General features: G+C 38.4%; 26 protein-coding genes, 2 tRNA genes and 3 pseudogenes. 12 read left to right on the top strand and 19 right to left on the bottom strand.

The genetic code is table 11. The annotated features are described in order from the left end of the window. Entirely contained in the window at positions 1-1095 is a 1095-nt protein-coding gene (locus tag AB3G73_RS04725; protein WP_367743222.1) for a Nif3-like dinuclear metal center hexameric protein, read from the bottom strand. Positions 1096-1374: 279 nt separating this feature from the next. On the opposite strand from AB3G73_RS04725, the pseudogene AB3G73_RS04730 reads away from it, so the two are divergent. Both AB3G73_RS04730 and AB3G73_RS04735 read left to right on the top strand, forming a co-directional pair. Then, positions 1375-1878: pseudogene (locus tag AB3G73_RS04730) on the top strand (RNA polymerase sigma factor). 221 nt (positions 1879-2099) lie between these two features. Continuing rightward, positions 2100-2513, top strand: a complete 414-nt coding sequence (locus AB3G73_RS04735) for a DUF4891 domain-containing protein (RefSeq protein ID WP_320979565.1) — start codon at positions 2100-2102, stop codon at positions 2511-2513. An 18-nt stretch (positions 2514-2531) separates the two neighbouring features. On the opposite strand, the gene AB3G73_RS04740 is transcribed toward AB3G73_RS04735, so the two are convergent. The 12 genes and pseudogenes from AB3G73_RS04740 to AB3G73_RS04795 all read right to left on the bottom strand — a co-directional run bounded on the left by AB3G73_RS04740 (position 2532) and on the right by AB3G73_RS04795 (position 11136). Continuing rightward, the gene (locus tag AB3G73_RS04740) at positions 2532-2846 is read right to left on the bottom strand and encodes a hypothetical protein (protein ID WP_320979564.1); all 315 of its coding nucleotides are present in this window, start codon (positions 2844-2846) and stop codon (positions 2532-2534) included. Beyond that, positions 2843-3637: an ABC transporter permease gene (locus AB3G73_RS04745; RefSeq protein ID WP_148366671.1), complete on the bottom strand. Its 795-nt coding sequence runs from the start codon at positions 3635-3637 to the stop codon at positions 2843-2845. Before AB3G73_RS04745 ends, AB3G73_RS04740 begins: the two co-directional genes overlap by 4 nt. Positions 3638-3684: 47 nt before the next feature. Next, positions 3685-4305, bottom strand: a complete 621-nt coding sequence (locus tag AB3G73_RS04750; RefSeq protein ID WP_195650730.1) for an ATP-binding cassette domain-containing protein — start codon at positions 4303-4305, stop codon at positions 3685-3687. Positions 4306-4349: 44 nt separating this feature from the next. After that, a pseudogene (locus AB3G73_RS04755) lies at positions 4350-4451 on the bottom strand (AAA family ATPase); the annotation flags it as partial. 145 nt (positions 4452-4596) lie between these two features. After that, positions 4597-6207, bottom strand: a complete 1611-nt coding sequence (locus tag AB3G73_RS04760; protein ID WP_367743226.1) for an exodeoxyribonuclease VII large subunit — start codon at positions 6205-6207, stop codon at positions 4597-4599. 43 nt (positions 6208-6250) lie between these two features. Further along, positions 6251-6709 (bottom strand): hypothetical protein, encoded by a 459-nt coding sequence (locus tag AB3G73_RS04765; protein WP_367743229.1) that lies wholly within the window; start codon positions 6707-6709, stop codon positions 6251-6253. A gap of 333 nt (positions 6710-7042) precedes the next feature. After that, the gene (locus AB3G73_RS04770; RefSeq protein WP_367743231.1) at positions 7043-7726 is read right to left on the bottom strand and encodes a hypothetical protein; all 684 of its coding nucleotides are present in this window, start codon (positions 7724-7726) and stop codon (positions 7043-7045) included. A 33-nt stretch (positions 7727-7759) separates the two neighbouring features. Then, positions 7760-8170, bottom strand: coding sequence for a hypothetical protein (locus tag AB3G73_RS04775; protein WP_229128715.1), 411 nt, complete (start codon positions 8168-8170; stop codon positions 7760-7762). A gap of 5 nt (positions 8171-8175) precedes the next feature. Further along, on the bottom strand, positions 8176-8772 hold the full coding sequence (locus tag AB3G73_RS04780) for a hypothetical protein (RefSeq protein WP_195650726.1): 597 nt from the start codon (positions 8770-8772) through the stop codon (positions 8176-8178). 3 nt (positions 8773-8775) lie between these two features. Next, on the bottom strand, positions 8776-9546 hold the full coding sequence (locus tag AB3G73_RS04785) for a hypothetical protein (protein WP_367743239.1): 771 nt from the start codon (positions 9544-9546) through the stop codon (positions 8776-8778). Between the two features lie 664 nt (positions 9547-10210). After that, positions 10211-10699: an HU family DNA-binding protein gene (locus AB3G73_RS04790; RefSeq protein ID WP_122138117.1), complete on the bottom strand. Its 489-nt coding sequence runs from the start codon at positions 10697-10699 to the stop codon at positions 10211-10213. A gap of 251 nt (positions 10700-10950) precedes the next feature. Continuing rightward, entirely contained in the window at positions 10951-11136 is a 186-nt protein-coding gene (locus tag AB3G73_RS04795) for a hypothetical protein (protein ID WP_367743241.1), read from the bottom strand. Between the two features lie 34 nt (positions 11137-11170). Between AB3G73_RS04795 and AB3G73_RS04800 the strand changes: the two genes are divergently transcribed. The 3 genes from AB3G73_RS04800 (at position 11171) to AB3G73_RS04810 (ending at position 13870) form a co-directional block, all read left to right on the top strand. After that, positions 11171-11713 (top strand): ferredoxin domain-containing protein, encoded by a 543-nt coding sequence (locus tag AB3G73_RS04800; protein ID WP_367743243.1) that lies wholly within the window; start codon positions 11171-11173, stop codon positions 11711-11713. An 83-nt stretch (positions 11714-11796) separates the two neighbouring features. Continuing rightward, the gene (locus AB3G73_RS04805) at positions 11797-12918 is read left to right on the top strand and encodes an agmatine deiminase family protein (RefSeq protein WP_367743245.1); all 1122 of its coding nucleotides are present in this window, start codon (positions 11797-11799) and stop codon (positions 12916-12918) included. 67 nt (positions 12919-12985) lie between these two features. Then, on the top strand, positions 12986-13870 hold the full coding sequence (locus AB3G73_RS04810) for a carbon-nitrogen hydrolase (RefSeq protein ID WP_099147040.1): 885 nt from the start codon (positions 12986-12988) through the stop codon (positions 13868-13870). A gap of 193 nt (positions 13871-14063) precedes the next feature. Here AB3G73_RS04810 and AB3G73_RS04815 read toward each other — a convergent pair whose 3' ends face one another. The 3 genes from AB3G73_RS04815 to AB3G73_RS04825 form a co-directional block, all read right to left on the bottom strand. Beyond that, complete coding sequence (locus AB3G73_RS04815; RefSeq protein WP_004295929.1) at positions 14064-14453, bottom strand: GtrA family protein; 390 nt, start codon at positions 14451-14453, stop codon at positions 14064-14066. Then, entirely contained in the window at positions 14450-16213 is a 1764-nt protein-coding gene (aspS, locus tag AB3G73_RS04820) for an aspartate--tRNA ligase (RefSeq protein ID WP_148366668.1), read from the bottom strand. Before aspS ends, AB3G73_RS04815 begins: the two co-directional genes overlap by 4 nt. A 108-nt stretch (positions 16214-16321) precedes the next feature. Further along, positions 16322-17347 carry a diacylglycerol kinase family protein gene (locus AB3G73_RS04825; protein ID WP_167511853.1) on the bottom strand — a complete coding sequence of 342 codons (1026 nt, stop codon included), beginning with the start codon at positions 17345-17347 and terminating at the stop codon, positions 16322-16324. A gap of 220 nt (positions 17348-17567) precedes the next feature. Here AB3G73_RS04825 and AB3G73_RS04830 point away from each other — a divergent pair, with 220 nt between their 5' ends. Further along, complete coding sequence (locus AB3G73_RS04830; protein ID WP_148366667.1) at positions 17568-18752, top strand: aminotransferase class I/II-fold pyridoxal phosphate-dependent enzyme; 1185 nt, start codon at positions 17568-17570, stop codon at positions 18750-18752. A gap of 90 nt (positions 18753-18842) precedes the next feature. Further along, the gene (locus tag AB3G73_RS04835; protein WP_367743253.1) at positions 18843-19409 is read left to right on the top strand and encodes a DNA-3-methyladenine glycosylase I; all 567 of its coding nucleotides are present in this window, start codon (positions 18843-18845) and stop codon (positions 19407-19409) included. Here the strand turns inward: AB3G73_RS04835 and AB3G73_RS04840 are convergent. Then, the gene (locus tag AB3G73_RS04840; protein ID WP_367743255.1) at positions 19352-19624 is read right to left on the bottom strand and encodes a hypothetical protein; all 273 of its coding nucleotides are present in this window, start codon (positions 19622-19624) and stop codon (positions 19352-19354) included. The genes AB3G73_RS04835 and AB3G73_RS04840 overlap by 58 nt on opposite strands. Positions 19625-20121: 497 nt before the next feature. Here AB3G73_RS04840 and AB3G73_RS04845 point away from each other — a divergent pair. Beyond that, positions 20122-20265 (top strand): annotated as a pseudogene (locus tag AB3G73_RS04845) (ATP-binding protein); the annotation flags it as partial. A gap of 62 nt (positions 20266-20327) precedes the next feature. Here the strand turns inward: AB3G73_RS04845 and AB3G73_RS04850 are convergent. Then, positions 20328-20522, bottom strand: coding sequence for a hypothetical protein (locus AB3G73_RS04850; RefSeq protein ID WP_074558541.1), 195 nt, complete (start codon positions 20520-20522; stop codon positions 20328-20330). Positions 20523-20671: 149 nt separating this feature from the next. Between AB3G73_RS04850 and AB3G73_RS04855 the strand changes: the two genes are divergently transcribed. The 4 genes from AB3G73_RS04855 to AB3G73_RS04870 all read left to right on the top strand — a co-directional run bounded on the left by AB3G73_RS04855 (position 20672) and on the right by AB3G73_RS04870 (position 22766). After that, the gene (locus tag AB3G73_RS04855; RefSeq protein WP_217722862.1) at positions 20672-21409 is read left to right on the top strand and encodes a bifunctional 2-polyprenyl-6-hydroxyphenol methylase/3-demethylubiquinol 3-O-methyltransferase UbiG; all 738 of its coding nucleotides are present in this window, start codon (positions 20672-20674) and stop codon (positions 21407-21409) included. Between the two features lie 126 nt (positions 21410-21535). Further along, positions 21536-21610 (top strand) — tRNA-Pro (locus AB3G73_RS04860). Positions 21611-21644: 34 nt separating this feature from the next. Further along, positions 21645-21719, top strand: a tRNA-Pro gene (locus AB3G73_RS04865). A gap of 537 nt (positions 21720-22256) precedes the next feature. After that, positions 22257-22766, top strand: coding sequence for a hypothetical protein (locus AB3G73_RS04870; RefSeq protein WP_229128677.1), 510 nt, complete (start codon positions 22257-22259; stop codon positions 22764-22766). 282 nt (positions 22767-23048) lie between these two features. On the opposite strand, the gene AB3G73_RS04875 is transcribed toward AB3G73_RS04870, so the two are convergent. Then, complete coding sequence (locus tag AB3G73_RS04875; RefSeq protein ID WP_099147034.1) at positions 23049-23759, bottom strand: tRNA1(Val) (adenine(37)-N6)-methyltransferase; 711 nt, start codon at positions 23757-23759, stop codon at positions 23049-23051. Positions 23760-23774: the final 15 nt, after the last annotated feature.

The raw sequence follows: 23774 nt of genomic DNA on the forward strand, positions 1-23774 counted from the left end.
TTATAAATATTTTATGGGATTCGTATTTATTTTACTCAATTGGAGTGCAAAATTAGGAAATAAATCCCGGATTATGGAATAAAAAATTTCTTTTGTATATTGTTCGCTTTCGTAATGACCAATCTCTGCCATCAGAATATCTTCTTCATGGCCGAAATAATCATGATATTTGATTTCTCCCGTAATAAAGACATCCGCGCCCGTCCGAATTGCCTGTGGAAGCAGGAAAGCTCCAGCACCACCACATAAGGCAACCTTCTGTATTTCTCTCCCTGTCAGTTTGTTATGACGTACACAACCCACTTCGAAGATTTTCTTGATACGTTTCAGAAACTCGAGTTCCGTTTCCGATTCATCCAATTCACCTACAATTCCCGAACCTGCTTGCGACCAGTTATTCTGCAACGGATACAAGTCGAATGCCGGTTCCTCATAAGGATGTACAGACAATAAAGCCTTTATAACTTCCGCTTTCTTATATATAGGAAGAACGGTTTCAATCCTTACTTCATTTTCATGATGCAGCTCACCGATTGTTCCACAGAAAGGATGCGTTCCCTCTTTTGCCCGGAAAGTTCCCTCTCCTTTCAGATTGTAACTGCATGAATCATAGTTGCCTATATTTCCGCATCCGGCTGCAAACAGTGCTTCACGTACACTATCGGCTTGTGCATCAGGCACGAAAGTCACCAGCTTAATCAGACTGTTCTCTTTCGGTTCGAGCACTTTCAGATTCTTCAACCCTATTTTCTCTGCTATCTTATAATTGACTCCACCCTGTGCATTATCAAGATTAGTGTGTGCTGAATAGATTACAATATCATTCTTTATTGCTTTCAGCATACAGCGTTCCACGTAATCTTTGCCCGTGATAGATTTATAGCCTTTGAAAATGAGCGGATGATGCGATATAACGAGATTATACCCTAACGCGATAGCTTCATCCAACACAGCTTCGGTAACGTCAAGACACAACAAAGCCCCTGTTGCTTCCGCTTCTGTCAATCCGATTTGCAGGCCGGCATTATCAAATCCGTCTTGCAATGGCAGAGGCGCGAATCGTTCAAGGGCGCTTACTATTTCCTTAATTTTCATTATTGGTAGAAAATTTGGTTGCAAAGATAATAAATAAAATAGGAATTAATATACTAAGTGATCGTTTTTTAGAGAATTTATCGTTATCCATTTTTTGAGACCACCGTAAAAGATATAAAATAACCACCCATAAACTATCAAAAAGGACCTAAAAACTATCTGTTGATAGAAATTCCCCTAAATTACGTCTGATTCTCCCCTACCAAGGTCGACAAAATATCTTAAACTTGCATCATCAAAATTTTTACAACGAATACTCACATTTTAAAAACAACACATATGAAAAGTTTAAGCTTCAGAAAAGATTTGGTAGGAGTTCAGGAAGAATTACTACGTTTCGCATACAAACTGACAACAGACCGCGAAGAAGCAAACGATTTGCTGCAGGAAACCTCATTGAAAGCATTAGATAATGAAGATAAATATACACCCGATACAAATTTCAAAGGATGGATGTATACCATCATGCGCAATATCTTTATCAACAATTATCGTAAGGTAGTTCGCGACTAGACATTTGTCGACAAGACTGACAATCTCTATCATCTTAATTTGCCGCAAGATGCAGGGTTTGAAAGTACTGAAAGGACATACGACCTGAAAGAGATGCACCGTGTAGTCAATGCTCTTCCGAAAGAATACAGGGTTCCGTTCGCCATGCACGTTTCCGGATTCAAATACCGTGAAATAGCAGAAAAACTAAATCTTCCGTTGGGTACTGTAAAAAGCCGGATCTTCTTTACCCGTCAGAAATTACAGGAAGAACTGAAAGACTTCCGCTAAACCGTAACTATTTTCAGATTAAACAGTTAATTTCATTTTTCAGTTTTATCAATAGGCAAAAGGCAAAAAGAGTTTATATTCTTTTTGCCTTTTGCCTGTTTTCATCGGATAAATTCGGATAAAAACCGATTCCGGAATAAAAACTAATTATAATTTTTCGCCTAAAACTTCCGTTATTTATTGAAATTCTGTACTTTTACTTCATCTAAATAATGAATACGATGAAAACAAATTTGACTTTATTGTTCCTACTAGTTATGATGTTTTCTTGCCAGCCCAAGAAAAGTGATAGTATCGAAATGTCCGTAGCCAAGGCTGCAAAGATTGACAGTATCGAAAATTGTGCAGCAGATACGGTCAAAGCTACCGCTATCTTCTGGATTGATAAAGTAGAAACCAAACACTGCAAAGAGTACGGTTTTCGCACAATCAAAGCTAAGGTGCTCATTCACGAAGATGGAAAGGTTGATTTGCTGTCATTCGTCAAGAAACAATCGCCTGATGTAGAGAAGTATATACGCCATCACCTCTCCAAATTTCAAGTAACGGAAAAGATGTTTGAAGGTGGTTATGTGCAACCCGGAGAGCAATTCGTGCAGCTTCGCTGCTTATGGGGAATGTTGAAAGGCAAATAACAAAAACGCTAAAACCGGTTAGCTTTTGCTTTTCATTTGCACCTTGTTTATCATTTGCACCTTGTTTATCATTTGTACCTTGTTTTTCAGTGCATACCGTTCGTCTACGACTCTGTCCGTAGGGAAGAAAGTGAAAATAAGCCGCCACTCTCCTTCCTTATAGATAAATTTACGTCCACTGGCTCCACGAAGAATTGCTTCGTATTTTTCCTGCAAGAAAGCTTCGATATGTTCCGGCATTTCTGTGCCGGATGCTGAAAAATCCACTGTTATAAAGAAGTGTGGAATAGCTATTTCAGCTACTTTATGGAATATCTGGTCAATAACAGTCATTTCCTGGGTTCTTTTGTTATCTCCAGCAGCTTTCCGTATGCATCAAAAGATCGACGTGAAGCCAATGAAATAGTAATCATCAGCGATAGCATAGATGCTGTGAAAGTAATCACCATAATCATCATCTGATACTTGATAGCGACATTCGGGCTGCTTCCTCCCAGAATTTGTCCGATCATCGTGCCCGGAAGAGCTACCAGTCCCATCACGGCAATGTTCGCAATCAGGGGACTAAACGATTTAATGATGGCCTGCCGGATAAATGGAGCCTGTGCTTCCTGCCTTGTCGCTCCGTTTCCCAATAAATACCGATATAGTTGCTGTTCACGTTTCAATCCGCTATAATAAGTATTCAAGGCTATTACATTGCTCGACAGCATATTACCCATCAGAATTCCGAATATTGGAATAAAGTATTGAGCGCTAAATATATTATCCAGCTGGAGAACAATACCGATAAAATAGATGCCTACCAATACAACGCTACAAAGAAATCCTACCGTAATAGGAATTAATAAAACACTACGTTTCAACTGGGTGCGTACCAATGCGGTCTGCCCGGCCACGAATACCATAATTATCACCCAAAGGAAGTTGATCCAGGGATTGTTCCATAAAAAGAGATATTTCAGATACATGCCGATAAAGAACAGCTGGATAATCATCCGTAGTGTACCAATCACGGCAGGTTTCAGCAGTCCCGTTTTAAATTTCCAAAGGTAAAAAAACGGAATGGCAAGCAATAGTAACCCTATAAAGAGATTATAATATGATATATCAATCGTTCCCACAATTTATTCTTAACAATTCTATCCGATTTGCGTTACAGTTCAATTAATTACAGTTCTATTAAATAATGGCAGCCCGAAGCAAAGTCATTATCATGTGATACGGCTAACACAGCTGTTCCCTTTTCTGCCTGTCTCCGGAAAAAAGACAGGACTTTACCGGTCGATCCGGCATCTAAAGCAGAAGTCGGTTCATCTATGATAATGAGAGGTTTGTTGAGCATTGCAGCCACAGCCAGCATAATACGTTGGCGTTGACCACCCGATACTTCATTCACTCTCTTTGTATATAATTCGTGTTCCAGTCCCAATTCATCGAAACAAGTAAAAAGTCTTTCTTCCGAAAAAGGTACAGAACGATTCACTTTCAGTCCGAACGGGAGAGCCACCATCTCTTTGACCCATTCAAAAGGTAGCGCTAATTCTTGAGGAATCCATGCAATCTGTCTGCGGACACTATCGATAGTCGATATATCAAGCAATGTTTCCCCTACCTGTATAGATCCTTCTTTCAAAGGCACAAACCCCATTACCGCATTCAGCAACGAAGTCTTTCCACAACCGGATTGACCGACAATGCAAGCCGTTTCTCCCCTTTCCAGCTTCATATTGAAACCGGAGAAAAGCACTTCCGTACCAAAAGCAATACAGGCATTATTAATATGTAACATCTATTTGTTCTCTTGAAAATCTTGCCAAAATTGTTCTGTCATCTTAAACATTTGAGTATCCAAGCAGTCTTATCTATATAACAATAACCTCCTTTGCGAATTTTCTCGAAGTTCTGTATGCCGATAGGATAAATTTTATTACTCATATACTCATAACTTTATAAGTTGACAAATACAAAGATAGCCTTTTCCACCCAATAACACAAAGTCCGATACGAAAGTTTTTTCATACCGGACTCTAATGATAGCAGACAAATCAACTGTTTTTTAGAGAATGTAATTTAAACTGTATTAGCAAATAAAATAGTATAAATACATAATTCCACAAAAAAGTCCAATAATAACAACTATAGCGATTAATAATCCAAAATATCCAGGCCTCTTTTTACTGCTCGCTAGCTGCTGTTCTAAGTGCTTTGCATACACTTTGGCTTCTGTTAAATCTTTTGCAGCTTGAGTATTTTCTGCATTTAGCTTATCCAACGATTTTTGTAATTCATAATTCGTCGACTGCATTTTAGATATATTCTCATTAAAATCTTTTGTTTGATTTTCATTGCTATCTCTTAAATCTTTTAATTCCTTTTGCATCAAAATAAGCTGCTTCTGCAAAATATCAGTCTGATTTTTGTGACTATTTTGGCTATTTTCTGCATTCTTAGTTAGGATGGACAATTGATCTTGTAAACTTTTATTCCGTTTCTCCGCAATTTCAATTTGTTCAGCATACATTTTTTGAGCAATTTCATTGTTCTTCGTCAGTACTGTAATTTTTTCTTGTAAATCTTTATTTTGTTTTTCTGTATTTTTAATTTGTTCAGCATGCATTTTCTGACTAACTTCATTGTTCTTTGTCAATACTGTGATTTTCTCCTGTAGATCTTTATTTTGTCTTTCTGCATTTTTAATTTGTTCGGCATACATCTTTTGGCTAATTTCATTGTTCTTTGTCAATACTGTGATTTTCTCCTGTAGATCTTTATTTTGTTTATTTGCAGTCTCTATTTGCTCTTTAAACTGTGTTTTTACCTGTTTCACAAGAATAGCTCTAGACCTGTTTTTCTTCTGAATGACATTCTCAACCATCTCACTAAAATAACTTCCCAATCCATTAGGAGTTGATGCAACTTTATCAGCGATATTCTTAATAAATAACTTCTCATCTACATGACCAACAGCGCAAATAAGAGATGTTTGCAGATTCACAATTGTCTCAAGGACTAATAAATCGTCAAGGCTTTCAATGCCACCTCCACCACCACGAATTAGCGCAATTGCATCATAATGTTCCAAGTCCAATTTTTGCAAATAGGTGGATAATTCGATTGCATTACCGAAAGACACTCTATGTTCTGTAAAGTCTATATGCGAAGAGGCTGCATTTTTCCCAGCATTAAAATCAGACATTGTAATAGAAGTTGAAGCAAACAGTAAAGCTATCATTGGTTTCTCACCCGAAAACAATCTGTTTTCAAGCAAAGAATCCACATTTTTAAATCCCTTCAGACTTTTTAAATTTCGAAGCTCCATCATTTTTAACTCTGTATCTGTCATTACTTGATCTTTAACAACTTCAACACGAGTGACACCGAGAACTAACTGAATAAAACCATTTTGCTTTATTTGCCTGCCAATGATACCACCAATCACTACAAGATTACCATCTTTCAAATTTTCTCGTTGCTTAGGCGTTATCTTAACAGTTATTTCTTCTTGTGTATCTTCATCTCTGATAACATCATAACAAAATGCCCATTGAGTATTGTTTTTCGCACTTTTAAGATACACTCCTTTCAAAAAGATGACCTTTGCACTTGTATTTTGCTTAGCCAAATAACTTTGGAACATACCAAGTATTTCGGATGGTTTGTAGATATCGATATGTTCCAACAATTCGGTCATCTCTATTCTAAAGTATTCTAATTATTATCTTTAAATTCTTCTATTATTTTTTATGGTATGAAACCATATCTCCTTTATCATTACGATACATATCTATTTCTAAAAGATTCTCAGAGACAATTTTTTCTTTGTATTTAAAAATAAAAGTACGCTTACCATCATTGGACTGACACTTAATTGAAGTGTCTGTTTTAGAAATAATTATTCCATGTACTAAAGGATTAAAAGGAGGAATCATTAATTCAAATTTATCTGCATTCATCTTATAATAAATATCTCTTTGAGTTGGACTATCAATCGATTTAACACCATCCTCCCATAAACAATTTCTAGGAGAAGAAAATAAAAGATAATCTTCTCCCGAATTTATCTTATGAACATGAATAAAATACTTTTTAATATAGGAGCTATAATTAGAAGCCAATTGGATATTCATTTTATAACCTTGCATTCCATACTCTTTCTCACTTATTCCATAAAAAGATGGATAATGTCGATTCATATATAAAAAAACTTTATCTGCTACTTGATAGTTTTTACTGGGTAACTATCTAATAAGCCTTCAGAAAAATAGTCAACATCAAAATCAATCTCATGATCATTTTTCATATACAGAAATGCAGCTAAATAAATAGCTTCTGCTTCTAATTCTTTAGTCCCAATTGGCACACCTTTTTTCTTCAGATCTGAAACACTTTCTATAACATACTGCTCGACTGGGTCTGAATATTCTAGTGGCTTTTCAGACTGGGCACTTTGAAGTTGAGTTTAATCGATTTTGTCCTCACTTTCTTTATTTCCAAATAAATAATCAAATATATTCATGATTTTATTATTAATGTTGAGATGAATAATCCTTAAGCACAGTATCTTCTATTTCATCGAATAATTGTTGAGAAAAAGTAACTCCTATACTTTGTTTTTCAATAGGTAACATTTTATATTCTGATATTACTTTTTCTAAAACTTCATCCATTACTATTCCTTTTTCTTTAAATAGTAATTGTTGACTATTAGGATTATAGAACAGAGTCATAAAATATGATTTCATAAATACAATGAATTGTATTGTATTATCAATAATCGATTTGTCATTATACGGATTCATAAAACCAAAACCAGGTTTAAAATTACGAACACCATGGCTCGAATAATTCTCAATATATACCTCTATCATTTTATCTTGTAAAGTTTCGGGAGAATATTGTAGAATTGTCCAAATATAATAAGCAGAAACAGCTTTGATTTCTCCCTCATTCTCTTTGCAAGTCTTATAGAGGAAAAAGAAAGCATTTTCGGCTGCTACACTTAACAAATCTTTATCTTGCACGTTAGCCATAATTGTAAATAAAGCAAAAGCTTTACCAACCTTAAATTTATCTTCCACTTGAATCAATGCCATGCTACCAGCACGCGCTGTTACATTATACAAATTTCCCAATACTCCCATACAGTGATATAAATCACGATTCTCATAATATCTAACAGCTTCTATAGCTATTTCTGAAATTTTATCCATAATCTAATAATTTAAATACTTAACATAAAATCATTAATCAATATTCCAATATGCATTTGGATCGCCATCAAATATAGTATCAATCTCATCGTCACTATATCCCATTTCATCCTGAGCATAAGAACCACTATACCGATCATATGTACTGGATTCTATTAAAGATTCATTATCATATCTCATTTCATCAGTATTAGAATAATAATCGGACAACATATAATTCTCCCTTATATCCTCAATGCGTCTAATTACAGGAAAATTAATGTAAATGGCTTTCAACTCTTCCATAGCTTCATCAGATATAATAAATCTACAATATCGATTGTTGCAAATATTCAGCATACACCAAATAATATATTCTGGATTTATATCCATTACATCACTCAACGACAAACCTTTATATTTACCAAAATCGAACTCATCATCCATATGCTCAAAGTATGCCATATTTTCTATTTTGCTGAAAAGAACAAATCCTCTGGAGAATATACAACATATGACACATTTCCTGTCACAGAGTTTACAAAGCGACATACAACTAAAAAACAAGAAGTTACTGCAGATACACAATCTGTTGAATATGATGTTTTTTTATACATCAATATTTCTTCTGGTAATGTTCTATAATGAACCTTTGAAGAATCGTCTATGAATATTTGGGAAGATGCCTTTTTTAATTGTTGAAGATTTATTTGCTTTCTATTTCTGAATTCTTTATAATAATGATTAGTACTCAAAGCATGTATATATAAATTTTCTAATAAGAGGCTATGTTCTGCTTTATCACAGACCAGCTTTCTATAAATAGGCAAAATTGCAGATTCCTTTTTGGCAGATAGATCAAGCAAAGAGGTTTGTTCTACAGAAAATAAAATACGATCTGAGGCAATGATACCTAATCTCATATCCAATGGTATTGGATTAGTATTTTCCGCACATGGAATAAAACCGTAAACTTCTAGTTTTTCTACTAATTGTGAGCTTGCTATCATACCTGAAGTAAGCTCTTTACTCGATTTTAGTAAATCCAACAGATTTGTTGTACGCATAATTCAATGAAATTTAATATCTCTCAAAGCATAAAGTATATCTTTGATAAATTCTAATTCATGAGGACTCATATTTACTTTTAAAGTAGAATAATTCTGATTTATATTTATAATTTGAAAATCTAAAAAATCAGAATCATCGTAGCGTTCGTAATGTTGTTTAAAAGAGACATATTCATTAGTTATTTCTTTTTCGTTTTTCAAATCCATTGGTCTTTTAAATACGAGATCCCAATAATAAGCTATCGCACCAATATACGGCCATTTTTTCAAACATGTTTCTTTATTGTCGTAACGTATTTTTTTTATTATTTCTATTATTTTAGTAGCTTCGTTATAAAAGTCTTCATGACAATATCGACAAAACATTTCTATTTTTTGATCATATACAACACTTCTCAATTGAGATATTATTAAGTCATAAATATCACATGCATCTTCAACATCAATTCCATAAGAACTTAAGTTTGACTTTAAAGCATTTACTTTCAAGATACGCCAAATATTATACATATCGTTAATAAAAGCGCTCTCTTTACAATCTAAGGCACGTTTTACTGCATAATAATAATTTATTGACTCAGTTTCTGATATTCTAAATTCCTCTACATTAGGATATTGGGCAATTTGATCCCAATAATACATTAAGAGTAATCTAAATGCCCGGTTTTCTTTTGGATATATATTCTCTTTTTCAAATAGCCAAAACATTTGAACTGGCACTATTATTCTTTTAGAATCCAAAATATGCCCTCGTAATAAATAATGTTGCATATCACTTTATTTTTTTGCCCGCAGATTCCCGAATCGAACGATTCATTTTTAGAAAAGTATTTATTATAAAAAGAAAAAGCGCGGGAATCTGTACCTGTTACTCGTCCCGCTTATCAAGGCCTTCGAACTGCCCGCAGTAGTCTGAACGAGCAACGCAGAAGCCCACGCCGATATGTATAAACTTAACATACCTTTTATACAAAAGGTACATTGAATAGATATAAACATATCCCGTAGACACCTACTGTTGCTTTGTTTTTGACTGCTGCTCAAAGTGTTCGAAGTTTTGATAAGCCAAAGACAAAACGTCAAGTAAACGTCTTTCTTTAATATAATAATTCCCCCACCCCATCCACCTTATGAAAAGGCATCGGCGTGGAAAACGATGCAAATATAATGAAAAAAGTATAAACTAATCTAGTTATTAATTATATTTTTGTCACATCTAAAAAACAATGATGGTTTATAAAAATATTTATGTAGACAACTATCTTCAACACCCATTGATTATAAAACAATTTCCCATTAGGCAACGGCGAAATCGTCATTGCCTAATGGGAAATTGTTCGTCAGCCAACGGCAATTTTGCATATTCTATGCAAAATTGCAAAAAAACAGGGAAAGTTTATTGACTTTCCCTGTTTCATAAAGATTAGAATAAAAACTACGCTGCCGGATCGGGTGCTTCGCCACCAGAGCCTCCACCTCCATCTGGTTTTTCGCCTCCGGTTTCATCTTCGTCACCAGCACTTGCACTTACTTCTCTATCTGAGAACAATTCAATGCTTGCATTACCAAGCATTGTTTTGAATTTGGTTCCAGGAGTAAATACAATCTTTCTTCGAATAATAGTAGCAGCATTTACATCCTCCTCTTTATCCTTGCTCGCAGCATTAATAGCAGGGCGAAATGAACCGAACTCACCAAACCTCACAGAGAAACCTTCTTCCAAGAAAGTAATCATGGTATCTTCTGCACCTTTTAGTATGACATCTACCATGGCACGATGTATACCAGTTCTCTGGTTTACTTCATTACATAGTTTTTCATAACTAATACTACCAATAAGAACATTAGCAGCAACGTACTTCTCTTGCTTGTTCTCCTTATCAAAGTTCAGCACGATTTTTTTCTTTCTATAGCGTATAGCCATAATAATAAATATTTAAATTAATAGTTATATCAAGAAGTCACTCAATTGACTTCTTGACAAAAATAGCACTATATATGTCAATTCAAAATGATAGTGCAATATTTATTTTAATTCACTACATACCAGTATATTACAACTCATTTTAAGCGTAAATGATTACAAAAACAAGAAAATACGGCAGAATTCTAAGTTCTATCAACAACACTACTATCAACTCCATCATTATTATCAACATCAGTACTTATATCTATCTATACAACAGGTCCTTTAATTCGTATAATAGCAGAATCAGATTCACTACTAACAACAGCCTCAAATGCACCACTAATAATAACAGTGCTAAGTTCATCACTAACAACACTACTAAGTCCATGACTAACAATATTGCTAATACTCCTATTTATTTCATCATCTAGTGTAATTTTGCCAATTTTCATTTATCTTTGCCTTACTAATTAATTCAAGAAAGTTATGATACTGAACGAAAGAGACGCTCGTCACGAGCATATATTGCAGGTAGCACGTCAGATGATGACGGCTGCACGCACTGCTCCGAAAGGAAAAGGAATCGATATTATTGAAGTGGCCCTCATCACTGATGAAGAGATTAAACAATTATCGGACACTATGATAACTATGGTAGAAGAACACGGAATGAAATTCTTCCTTCGTGATGCCGACAACATCCTAAGTGCCGAATGTGTTGTACTGATAGGAACACGCGAGCAGACACAGGGCTTGAATTGCGGCCATTGCGGATTTGCTACCTGTGCCGGACGTACTGATGGAGTTCCCTGCGCATTGAACAGCATAGATGTAGGTATCGCCATAGGTTCCGCATGCGCCACGGCAGCCGATTTACGCGTAGACACACGCGTCATGTTCTCCGCCGGATTGGCAGCACAACGCCTGAACTGGCTGAAAGACTGCAAGATGGTAATGGCAATCCCCATAAGCGCATCCTCCAAGAATCCGTTCTTTGACCGGAAACCGAAGCAGGAAACCAATGTATAACAGTCACATCGATGCAGAAAACAAACAGATTTTAGATGCAGACAATAAACTGATTTTATAAATAACTAAATATATATAGTCTAATGGGAATCATGGTTGGACTCCCCAGCCCAAGCGGCTCGGAGAAAGATTTGCAGTTGAACTTCGGCAAAAATATGACCGTACAGGTAGAAATGAGAGCACCTCATTTGCCTGCCGAATGGCATATGCAAAGCGGTATACAGTTGACATGGCCACATGCCGGTACAGATTGGGCCTACATGCTGGCGGAAGTGCAAGAGTGTTTTATCAATATTGCCAGGGAAATAGCAAAGCGTGAATTATTATTGATTGTCACTCCCGAACCGGAAGAAGTGAAAAAGCAGATAGCTGCCACTGTCAATATGAATAACGTCCGCTTTCTGGAATGTGCCACTAATGATACATGGGCACGCGACCACGGAGCCATTACAATGATAGATACCGGCACCCCTTCCCTGCTCGACTTCACCTTCAACGGCTGGGGACTGAAATTTGCTTCCGAACTGGATAATCAAATTACCAAGCATGCCGTAGAAGCCGGAGCCTTGAAAGGCCAGTATATAGACCATCTTGACTTCGTTCTTGAAGGAGGTTCTATCGAAAGCGATGGAATGGGTACATTGCTCACCACTTCCGAATGTCTGCTTTCCCCCCAACGAAACGGACAACTGAACCAGGTAGAGATAGAAGAATACCTGAAATCAACCTTCCACCTGCAAAAGGTGCTTTGGTTAGATCACGGTTATCTGGCCGGTGATGATACCGACAGCCACATCGACACTTTGGCACGCTTCTGTTCTACGGACACCATTGCTTACGTGAAATGTGAAAACAAAGAAGATGAACATTACGAAGCACTGCTCGCAATGGAAGAACAGCTGAAAACATTCCGCACCTTAGCAGGAGAACCCTATCGCCTATTGGCCTTACCCATGGCAGACAAGATAGAAGAAGGCGGCGAACGCCTGCCTGCAACTTACGCCAATTTCCTGATTATGAACGACGTTATTCTCTACCCGACATACAATCAGCCGGCGAATGACAAAAAAGCAGGAGAAGTATTGCAACAGGCATTTCCAGATTATCAAATAATTGGAATAGACTGTCGCGCCCTGATTAAACAGCACGGTTCCCTACACTGCGTCACCATGCAATATCCGCTGGGTGTTATAAAGGAGTCATAAAAGAATTACAAAGAAGCTATAAAGGAATTATAAAATAATGAATGAATCAACCCACTAATTATTCATCATGAGAAAGATAAAAGTCGGAATCATCCAACAATCCAATACCGCAGATATTAAAGCCAATCTGATGAACCTCGCAAAGAGTATCGAGGCTTGTGCCGCCCACGGCGCACAACTGATTGTGCTCCAGGAGTTACACAATTCACTTTATTTCTGCCAGACAGAAAACACTAACCTGTTTGATCTTGCCGAACCAATTCCCGGGCCTTCCACAGGCTTTTATTCCGAGTTGGCAGCAGCTAATGAAGTAGTCCTTGTCACCTCTCTTTTTGAGAAACGTGCTCCCGGACTTTATCATAACACCGCTGTCGTATTCGACCGCGACGGAAGCATTGCAGGAAAATACCGGAAAATGCATATTCCCGATGATCCGGCTTACTACGAAAAGTTCTATTTCACTCCGGGAGACATCGGCTTTGAACCGATTCAAACTTCCTTAGGAAAACTGGGCGTATTAGTATGCTGGGATCAATGGTATCCGGAAGCTGCCCGTCTGATGGCACTGAAAGGTGCAGAACTTTTAATTTATCCTACCGCCATTGGCTGGGAAAGCAGCGATACGGACGATGAAAAAGCCCGTCAACTCAATGCCTGGATTATTTCACAACGCGCTCATGCCGTTGCCAATGGACTTCCTGTTATCTCCGTCAACCGTGTAGGACACGAGCCTGATCCATCCGGACAAACAAACGGTATCTTATTCTGGGGAAACAGTTTTGTAGCGGGACCACAAGGGGAATTTCTGGCACAAGCCGGAAACGATCACCCGGAAAACATGGTAGTGGAAATAGATATGGAACGTTCGGAAAACGTTCGCCGTTGGTGGCCTTTCCTTCGTGATCGCCGGATTGACGAATATGATGGGCTAACCAAACGCTTTCTGGATTAAAGATTGCTCCAACATAACTTTACTGCAAAAAGTTTATTGTAGGAAGTTTATTACAGGAAATTTATTGCCTGAATTTTATCACATAAAGTTTCCTATATAAAGTTTATCTAATAAAGAAAAAAAGAAAGGCACAGAGTTCAAATCTAATTTTAGAACTCTGTGCCCTTTCAATATATTATCATAAATAACTATTTCATTGAAACGTTATTTTTTTGTTGGCTAGAAAATTAGCCCCTCCATAAATAAACAATCCCAGGAATTGGGCCAGATATTCATTCACGTCCAATCCTTCTACCAATAACACAAGAAATAAGAACTGTGCGGTGTAAGCCACGGCAAAAGCAGAACAAAAGAGCAGTATCTGTTTCCAGATACTATTCTTTTTATTTTCTACGGGGAATATCCAGTATTTGCACCAGATAAAGTTATGGATTTGAGCTATCAGATACGCTGTTATATTAGCCACCATATAGTCACCGTCGAATGACATTTCTTTCATCATTAACCATACAACCAACGCCATAATTAAGGCGTTCATTGTACCGATGACTATAAAACGGAATATACGTACAGATTCTTTCACTCGCCCTCTTTCAGATCAACGATCAAATTCAGTTCATCAAGTTGAGTCTGGTCGATTGCAGACGGTGCATCCAGCATCACATCACGTCCGGAATTGTTTTTCGGGAACGCAATACAGTCGCGGATAGAATCCAAACCAGCGAACAAAGATACCCAACGGTCGAGTCCGTATGCCAAACCACCGTGAGGAGGTGCACCATACTTAAAGGCATTCATCAGGAAGCCAAACTGTGCTTCTGCCTTCTCCGGAGTGAATCCAAGAATCTCGAACATCTTCGCCTGTAATTTCGCATCGTGGATACGGATAGATCCGCCGCCAACTTCCACACCATTAATTACCATATCATAAGCATCTGCACGTACAGCTGCCGGATCAGTGTCCAACATAGGAATATCTTCCTGCTTCGGATGAGTAAACGGATGATGCATAGCCATCAGACGGCCTTCCTCCTCGCTCCATTCGAACATCGGGAAGTCAATCACCCAAAGGCAAACAAACTTATTCTTATCACGCAATCCCAGTTGAGCGCCCATTTCCAGACGAAGCTCACAAAGTTGTTTACGTGTTTTCATCACATCGTCGCCGGACAGGATCAGAATCAAGTCACCCGGTTTAGCACCGAATGCCTCTTTCATTTGCTGAAGCACTTCCTGCGTATAGAATTTATCCACGCTCGATTTCACAGTTCCGTCCGCTTCTACACGGGCATATACCATACCTTTTGCACCAATCTGCGGTTTCTTTACGAATTCCGTCAATGCATCCAGTTGTTTACGGGTATAGGTTGCAGCACCTTCGGCACAGATACCACCCACATAAGCAGCATTATCGAAAACAGAGAATCCGTGACCTTTCATAATATCCATCAATTCCACGAATTTCATGCCGAAACGCAAGTCCGGTTTGTCGCTACCATAATATTTCATGGCATCCGCCCAAGACATACGCTGGAACGGTTCAGCCAGTTCCACACCACGCAGTGTTTTGAACAAATGTTTAGCCATTCCTTCGAAAGTAGTGATAATATCTTCCTGCTCAACGAAGCTCATTTCGCAGTCAATCTGCGTAAATTCCGGCTGACGGTCAGCACGCAAGTCCTCATCGCGGAAACATTTTGCGATCTGGAAGTAACGGTCGAAACCGGAAACCATCAGCAATTGCTTCAATGTCTGCGGAGATTGCGGAAGTGCGTAGAACTGTCCCGGATTCATACGTGACGGCACCACGAAGTCACGTGCACCTTCAGGAGTAGAACCGATCAAAACAGGCGTTTCCACTTCGATGAAGCCCAGACTATCCAGATATTTGCGAACTTCAATCGTCATTCTGTGGCGCAGTTCCAGATTAGAGCGGACAGCGTTACGACGCAAATCCAGGTAACGATATTTCATGCGGATATCATCACCACCATCCGTATTATCCTCAATGGTGAACGGGGGAGTCATTGCAGTATTTAGTACGTTCAGTTCGGAAACGATAATTTCAATGTCTCCGGTAGGAATGTTTACATTCTTGCTGAAACGTTCATTAACCGTTCCTGTCACTTGAATGACGAACTCACGTCCCAATTTATTAGCACGTTCACAGAGTTCAGCATTAATTTCTTCGTTAAAGACCAACTGGGTAATTCCGTAACGGTCGCGGAGGTCAATAAAAGTCATTCCTCCCATTTTACGGCTGCGCTGTACCCATCCGGACAGCGTAACTTGCTTGTTTACATCAGAGATTCTTAGTTCTCCACATGTGTGCGTTCTGAACATATATTTTTTATTTAAACGATTATCACTCGCGTTTTTATTTTGATTGAACCAAAACTGCGCAAAAGTACGCAATAATTTGTAATTCGTAGTCAGTAATCCGTTATTTTATCAGACTTTCTTTGTCAGCTTTTTCAATATTTTCTTGTTTCTGTCTGTTATATTGTCAACGATGGCTTCATTCATCAATTTGATGCCATTCATATATTCCTGCGCTCTTTGGAGCACATTGGCAGCATCCTTTTCCGACGCTTGCGGCACCACTACGCGCAATCCCCTTTGGATCAACTCAATGTTCACATTAGCGTCCGTTTCCATGGGGTCGCCGTCAAAGTGCACTACTCCCGGAGAAGTGCGGCGGATACACAACTGCTTGCAACGGAAAGTCTTGATACGGCTATTCTGATCGATTGTCTTATTGAATAACTGGAAAGCCAATGAGGGGACATCCAATACGGTGAATGGTTCAAGAATGGTCACATCCAGCAAGCCATCCGTCAGCGTAGCTTGCGGGGCGATATAAGCATTGTTTCCATATTGCGACGCGTTTCCGCAGGCAATCAGGAAAGCCTTATACTTGGAAACTCCGTTTTCCGTTTCCAGTTCATACGTTTCCGGTTCATATTTAAGACTCTCTTGCAGGGTCTTTTCCAGATAAGTCAACAGCCCGCGTTTACCGGCATGCGCAAACTTCAGACTAACAAAAGCATCGAACCCCAATCCGCAAGTGCAGAAAAAATCCACACCATTAATCTTACCATAATCTATAACATCCATGCAACCTTCATTCAGCACTTCCAGCGCCCTTTTCGGTTCCATCGGTATATGCAAATGCCGCGCCAGTCCATTGCCCGATCCGCAAGGAATAATTCCCAGTGCGGTATCAGTATGCACCAACGAACGAGCTATTTCATTGATTGTCCCGTCCCCGCCGATAGCCACTACTATATCAGTTTTCTCTTCGGCAGCTTTGGCAGCTATTTCTACTGCATGACCGGCTCTTTCCGTATACACTACTTCCCAAGAGTATCTCGCCTTGTCTATTTTTTCGTCCAGCAAGTTAAGAATCAATTCTTTACTTTGTGTTCCCGAAATAGGGTTGACGACGAATTTTATTTTTTTCATCCTTTCGTTCATGCCATTTTTGTCAATTGTAGACGACAAAAGTAATATAAATATCTTAAATTTTAATCTATTAGAGGTTTCTAATCACATGCAAGCAACTTTTTTCTCTTAAAAAGAACAGATAAAAGCAAATTTTGTTATCTTTGCCCCCTGTTTTTAAACACTTGTTAAGATAAAAAGATGCTAGATCGTCAGCGAACGATCTGATTATGAGTATAATAAATTATAATTCATGGGATTATTACAAGAGAAGTTAGCTAAGTACGACCTGCCACAAAAGTTTATGGCACAGGGCGTTTACCCATATTTCCGTGAGATAGAAGGAAAACAGGGTACAGAGGTAGAAATGGGCGGACACGAAGTGTTGATGTTCGGTTCCAATGCATACACTGGCCTTACGGGAGATGAAAGAGTGATTGAAGCAGGTGTCAAGGCCATGCATAAATATGGTTCCGGATGCGCAGGTTCGCGCTTCTTGAATGGTACACTTGACCTGCACGTTCAATTGGAAAAAGAACTGGCTGCCTTTGTAGGCAAAGATGAAGCACTCTGCTTCTCAACCGGTTTTACGGTGAATTCCGGAGTTATTCCTGCTTTGACAGATCGCAATGATTATATCATTTGTGACGACCGCGACCATGCATCTATCGTAGATGGCCGTCGCCTCTCCTTCTCTCAACAACTGAAATATAAGCATAACGATATGGCGGATCTGGAAAAGCAACTTCAAAAGTGCAACCCGGATTCAGTGAAGCTCATCATAGTAGACGGCGTGTTCTCTATGGAAGGCGACCTGGCAAACTTGCCCGAAATCGTACGCTTGAAACATAAATACAACGCTACTATCATGGTAGACGAAGCTCATGGATTGGGGGTATTTGGAAAACAAGGACGTGGCGTTTGCGACCATTTCGGTCTGACTCACGAAGTTGACCTGATTATGGGTACTTTCAGCAAATCGCTGGCTTCTATCGGTGGATTCATTGCTGCTGATTCTTCTATCATCAACTGGTTACGTCACAACGCACGTACTTATATATTTAGTGCATCCAACACTCCGGCTGCTACCGCATCTGCTCTTGAAGCTCTCCACATCATCCAGAATGAACCGGAAAGACTTGAAGCGCTGTGGGAAGCTACCAACTATGCATTAAAGCGTTTCCGTGAAGCAGGTTTTGAAATCGGTGCAACAGAATCACCTATCATTCCTCTTTATGTACGTGACACGGAGAAAACATTCATGGTCACTAAATTGGCTTTCGACGAGGGTGTATTTATCAATCCTGTTATTCCTCCGGCATGTGCACCGCAAGATACTTTGGTGCGTGTGGCATTGATGGCTACTCATACAAAAGATCAAATTGACCGCGCTGTAGAGAAGCTGGTTAAGGCATTTAAAGCACTGGATATTTTATAATCCGATTTATATAAATCATCTAAAAAAGTCTGGTACAGTAATGTATCAGACTTTTTTATTATCTTTACGCCTACAACAATATGTGTGATTATGCAAGATATAGTAAACGGACGCTGCGGTTGGTGCGGAACTGACGAACTGTATGTGAAATACCACGATCAGGAGTGGGGAAAGTTAGTGACCGACGACAAGACACAGTTTGAGTTTCTTGTGCTGGAAAGTGCTCAAGCAGGATTGAGTTGGATAACTATCCTTAAAAAGCGAGAGGGATATCGCAAAGCCTTTTGTGATTTCGACCCTGAACGAGTGGCACAAATGAACGATGAAGATATTGAACGACTGATGCAATTTGATGGCATTGTGAAAAACCGTCTGAAAATCAAAGCGACAATTACAAATGCAAGACAGTTCTTAGCCATACAAAAAGAATTCGGTAGTTTTTACGACTATACACTGTCGTTCTTTCCCGAAAGAAAACCGATCATCAATACCTTTCAGTCATTGAGTGAGATTCCGGTATCATCTCCCGAATCTGATGCCATGAGCAAGGATATGAAGAAACGAGGATTTAAATTCTTTGGAGCTACGATTTGTTATGCTCACTTGCAGGCAGCAGGGTTTATTAACGACCATCTGGCAGACTGTATTTGCCGGTAGGAGAAAGTTACCTTAGCGTTAACATCAATCGTCTTATCTTCTTTGAATGTCGGACTGGTAAGTTCTACACCCCAGGGAGTAGCAGCTGCACGAGTGGTAACTTTTACAATAGCTACTTCCATTCCTTTACTGCTGGTCAGCTCGGCCTTGATAGCGGCATAATCACCCTTTTTCACGTTAAGCGCTAGTGTGAGTTCATATTTTTCGCTGTCCACTTTAAACTCGTTGAACTTATCAAGACAGCGATTTCTTTCATAAACGAAACCAAATCTTCTTTCTTCATCAGCTTTTTTAATAATTATTGTTTACTGATTTAACAGCCGAATTTATTCGACAAAACAAAACTAAAAATAGATTTTGACACACCTAATTCACGTCCTTAAAAATCAATTTATTTTACAGTTATAAATCAATTCCTTTTCATACTTTTGCGGGAAATTAAGCCGACAATACAGGTTTGATATACAATTTAATTATTTATAATGAAAGAAGACAAAACAGGCACGGAAACCTACATCATCAATGGCTTCAAACCGTTCTCGCAATTTGCGACGGAATATTTTCCGTGTCCTTCGCAATGCGTTCAGAAAAAAGACGCTTTTTTTATCCCCTAAATGAAGGCTCCAAACCTGTGCGGAAGAGGCTCCGTTTGATACATTCAGAGGCTTCGTTTCAAGCAAACGGAACCTCTGTTTTTTACCTCACCCCTCCTATCCAATACTCTACTACCCAAACATCCGGTTCGGGCATCGGATTGAGCCTGTGCAAACAAATCATAACTTTGCATGACGGAAGTATCAATATAAAATCGGAATCAGGGAAAGGAAGTTATTTTATTCTTACTTTCCCTAAATGAGAATCACTGAAAGCCTCTGAACCTTTGGGACTGATGTAATAATCAGGGTAACAGCAGAGGAATTATCCTCTGCTACCCAGGCTATTCGCATCGGGATTCAGCTCCTTTACAGCCTCTTTGACTGCTTTGTTACTCGGCTTGCGGTATGCTTCCCCCTGTTGTACGGGGACAATCTCATTCACCATTCTTTCATATCCTTTTTGCTCTAACAAGTGCACTTCTTTTTCACTTGCTTCGTTTTGTTTTTTTGTTTTCATAAGACTTTTCATTTTAAATTTCTTATTTAGAGAACAGAAAACAGCGAAAGATGGTTCATACCCGCAGATTATTTATGTATATCTTTTCCGTCATATACAAACTAAATCTTATATTTGTGCTTTCATTCCACTTATCCTCTTAATAAATTATGAAAGAAAACAAATACGATAATAATCGCTTCTTTAGTCAATATTCGCAAATGTCCCGTTCGGTGGAAGGTTTGAAAGGTGCTGGAGAATGGCACGTATTACAGAAAATGCTCCCCAATTTTGCAGGAAAAAGGGTGTTGGATTTAGGCTGTGGATTCGGATGGCATTGCATTTATGCAATAGAACATGGAGCGACACACGTTACCGGAATTGATATTTCTGAAAAAATGCTCGAAGAAGCCCGGAAAAGAAACCCGTCTCCACTCATTGAATATCAATGTATGGCTATTGAGGACTTTGATTTTCAGCCGGATTCTTATGATATAGTTATCAGCTCATTAACTTTCCATTACCTCGAATCTTTTATAGATATATGCCGGAAAATTAATCATTGCTTAACTCCGGGAGGGGCTTTTGTCTTTTCTGTCGAGCATCCTATATTTACAGCTTACGGCAATCAGGATTGGCATTACGACCAGGAGAGGAATCCTATCCATTGGCCGGTAGATCGTTATTTTACAGAAGGTAAACGCACGGCAGTCTTTCTGGGCGAAGAAGTGGTCAAATACCACAAAACATTGACTACCTATATAAACAGCCTCCTTCAAACCGGATTTGAGATATGCGAACTGATAGAGCCACAACCCGACGAAAAGTTGTTGGATACTATTCCGGGAATGAAAGATGAACTACGACGCCCCATGATGCTTCTGATCTCTGCCAAGAAAAAAAAGTGAAGCCGCAAAGCAATGAGATTCAAGGTATTGAAAAATAATAAATAAAAAACATTCGCTTAGCTATTGTTAATTAAAAAATACTCCCTATCTTTGCACCGCTTTTGGAAATAATAACCCCAAAGTTTTCGGGGTGTAGCGCAGTCCGGTTAGCGCACCTGCTTTGGGAGCAGGGGGTCGTGGGTTCGAATCCCGCTACCCCGACTACAAAAAGAGGGTTATTAAGTTCAAAGTTTTTCGGGGTGTAGCGCAGTCCGGTTAGCGCACCTGCTTTGGGAGCAGGGGGTCGTGGGTTCGAATCCCGCTACCCCGACGAAGAAAATCAAGTCAAGATTCACAAAATAAAGCCAGTACAATTAGTATTGGCTTTTTTATTATATATAGGATAAGTGCAATTATCCCTGTTTGGGGACAAATAAAAAGGGCAATTCTTTGAAATATCTTTGAACAGATTCCTAGCATTATCTTCATTTTTTTATTTAATTTAGAGTAAAAATCTATTTTGTTAACTTTATTCCCCTTTTATTTTGGCGTTATCAATGTTTTGCGTTAACTTTATAGCGGAAATACAAACATTGTTTATAGAGAAAACGATAACAAACAAAATACTTAAACACATGAAGAAAACTCTGCTGATGCTCGTTGTTATTTTCATTTCATTATATTCGCATTCACAAAGTCCCTTTCTGAATTTTAGAATTCCAGAAAAATCAAATAAGCGTATCATTGGATATTCTTCAAGTAATAAAATAGATGTTTTTTTTGAATATAAAATATCAACCTTGTAATACTCTAATACAGTATTACAAACAGGATTCCAATAAATTGATTGTATAACAAAAGTAACGATATGATGAAAAAGTTTTTTTATTTGAGTGCGATACTAGCCATCGTTTTGGTTTCATGTAATTCAGAAAAGGAGTATATAGCAAAGCTCTCTAATACCGCTTCCATGATTGAGAAAGAAGCTGATTTAAGTGAAGCAATAGCTCTTCATTATTGTGATACTTGGAGAAAAGTGATTTATGATCATGAATACAATGGAGAATATTGTACTGATTTCAATGAAGCCTTAGCGAAGCATCAGGAGTTTATAATCACAACAGACACCTATAAGAGGCTCAAACAAAAGAAAGATTCAATTGAGGCTATAATGCCACAACTAAATGATTATCCTTCAAATTGTAAAGATGCTTATAATGAGTTAGTATCAATATATGCAGATGCAGATGAATTATTCAGATTTGCAGATGAGCCTAGGGGCTCTTTATCTACATACTCAACAAAAACGACAGACCTTTATCAAAAGATAGAAAAGTCACTGAAAGAATTTAAAATAAAGCATATACAAAACAAATAATTTAAGAGAGTAGTTTAGTTATTGCAGCAGCTTATTGAATTTAAGACTATCAAAAGACAAAATAATAATTTCACTTCGAGAGCAACTTCAGAAAGTACTGCTAAAAAATAGTGTTCAAAAGCTAGAAATTACTCTCTTGAATTATGAGTTAGAAAAGAACAAAACAAAGATCTCAAAATAGCGTATTTGAACCAGCTTTGAAAGAGTGACGGTATATGCTCGCGATAGTGACGGTATCGCTGTCATATACCGTCACTATCTTTACCGGATAGCGTCACCCTTTTACATATTCAAATAATAATCCCGGGTTAGCGTCATATATTCCTCACTATATTGATGACGAGCCAGTTCTGTCAATAGTTCTTCTACAATACACTCTTGATTGGAAAAAGAAAAAGTAATCAAAACACGTTTCGGAATACCGCCGGGCTTAGTGATTACATTCAGTTGACGGACTGCATATAGCTTTCTCATATAAGCTATCTTTTTTACCCGTTCAGCTACATCTGCCGGAATCACCATTGTGAAAAATCCGTCTTCTGCCAATAATCCGCTTACTCCTTCCAACAAATCTTCATAAGTCAAAGAATCATTGTGACGAGCCGCGGCTCTCTGACGATCCGGACATTCCAGCGAATCGACAAAATAAGGAGGATTAGAAACAATTACGTCGAATTTATCCGAAGACCTGTATTTCTTAAAATCAGCCTGCACCACTTCTACCCGCTCCTTCCAAGGCGAACGAATGATATTTTCCCTGGCTTGCCCGACAGCCGCTTCGTCTATTTCCAACGCTACAATATTTGCATCCGGCAAACTGCGTTGCGCCAACATTAAAGCCACCAACCCAGTTCCCGTCCCAATGTCCAGAATCCGGTGCGCACTCTCAACGAGAGTCCAAGCCCCCAGAAGTACTCCATCCGTACCGACTTTCATGGCACATTTATCATGCCATACCGTAAATTGCTTAAATTTAAAATAAGGATTCGACATTTTATCCGTTTATCT

The organism is Bacteroides sp. L008, from assembly GCF_040812255.1.
Lineage (GTDB): Bacteria > Bacteroidota > Bacteroidia > Bacteroidales > Bacteroidaceae > Bacteroides > Bacteroides vicugnae.

Bases quoted from the DNA above. Each gene is read 5' to 3' on its own strand.
- AB3G73_RS04790 (WP_122138117.1), bottom strand. From the start codon at position 10,699: ATGGCTATACGCTATAGAAAGAAAAAAATCGTGCTGAACTTTGATAAG.
- AB3G73_RS04810 (WP_099147040.1), top strand. From the start codon at position 12,986: ATGAGAAAGATAAAAGTCGGAATCATCCAACAATCCAATACCGCAGAT.
- AB3G73_RS04850 (WP_074558541.1), bottom strand. From the start codon at position 20,522: ATGAAAACAAAAAAACAAAACGAAGCAAGTGAAAAAGAAGTGCACTTG.
- AB3G73_RS04875 (WP_099147034.1), bottom strand. From the start codon at position 23,759: ATGTCGAATCCTTATTTTAAATTTAAGCAATTTACGGTATGGCATGAT.
- AB3G73_RS04825 (WP_167511853.1), bottom strand. From the start codon at position 17,347: ATGAACGAAAGGATGAAAAAAATAAAATTCGTCGTCAACCCTATTTCG.
- AB3G73_RS04795 (WP_367743241.1), bottom strand. From the start codon at position 11,136: ATGAAAATTGGCAAAATTACACTAGATGATGAAATAAATAGGAGTATT.
- AB3G73_RS04765 (WP_367743229.1), bottom strand. From the start codon at position 6,709: ATGAATCGACATTATCCATCTTTTTATGGAATAAGTGAGAAAGAGTAT.
- AB3G73_RS04760 (WP_367743226.1), bottom strand. From the start codon at position 6,207: ATGACCGAATTGTTGGAACATATCGATATCTACAAACCATCCGAAATA.
- AB3G73_RS04805 (WP_367743245.1), top strand. From the start codon at position 11,797: ATGGGAATCATGGTTGGACTCCCCAGCCCAAGCGGCTCGGAGAAAGAT.
- AB3G73_RS04740 (WP_320979564.1), bottom strand. From the start codon at position 2,846: ATGACTGTTATTGACCAGATATTCCATAAAGTAGCTGAAATAGCTATT.
- AB3G73_RS04785 (WP_367743239.1), bottom strand. From the start codon at position 9,546: ATGCAACATTATTTATTACGAGGGCATATTTTGGATTCTAAAAGAATA.
- AB3G73_RS04835 (WP_367743253.1), top strand. From the start codon at position 18,843: ATGCAAGATATAGTAAACGGACGCTGCGGTTGGTGCGGAACTGACGAA.
- AB3G73_RS04870 (WP_229128677.1), top strand. From the start codon at position 22,257: ATGATGAAAAAGTTTTTTTATTTGAGTGCGATACTAGCCATCGTTTTG.
- AB3G73_RS04800 (WP_367743243.1), top strand. From the start codon at position 11,171: ATGATACTGAACGAAAGAGACGCTCGTCACGAGCATATATTGCAGGTA.
- AB3G73_RS04780 (WP_195650726.1), bottom strand. From the start codon at position 8,772: ATGCGTACAACAAATCTGTTGGATTTACTAAAATCGAGTAAAGAGCTT.
- AB3G73_RS04855 (WP_217722862.1), top strand. From the start codon at position 20,672: ATGAAAGAAAACAAATACGATAATAATCGCTTCTTTAGTCAATATTCG.
- AB3G73_RS04735 (WP_320979565.1), top strand. From the start codon at position 2,100: ATGAAAACAAATTTGACTTTATTGTTCCTACTAGTTATGATGTTTTCT.
- aspS (WP_148366668.1), bottom strand. From the start codon at position 16,213: ATGTTCAGAACGCACACATGTGGAGAACTAAGAATCTCTGATGTAAAC.
- AB3G73_RS04725 (WP_367743222.1), bottom strand. From the start codon at position 1,095: ATGAAAATTAAGGAAATAGTAAGCGCCCTTGAACGATTCGCGCCTCTG.
- AB3G73_RS04775 (WP_229128715.1), bottom strand. From the start codon at position 8,170: ATGGCATACTTTGAGCATATGGATGATGAGTTCGATTTTGGTAAATAT.
- AB3G73_RS04750 (WP_195650730.1), bottom strand. From the start codon at position 4,305: ATGTTACATATTAATAATGCCTGTATTGCTTTTGGTACGGAAGTGCTT.
- AB3G73_RS04770 (WP_367743231.1), bottom strand. From the start codon at position 7,726: ATGGATAAAATTTCAGAAATAGCTATAGAAGCTGTTAGATATTATGAG.
- AB3G73_RS04830 (WP_148366667.1), top strand. From the start codon at position 17,568: ATGGGATTATTACAAGAGAAGTTAGCTAAGTACGACCTGCCACAAAAG.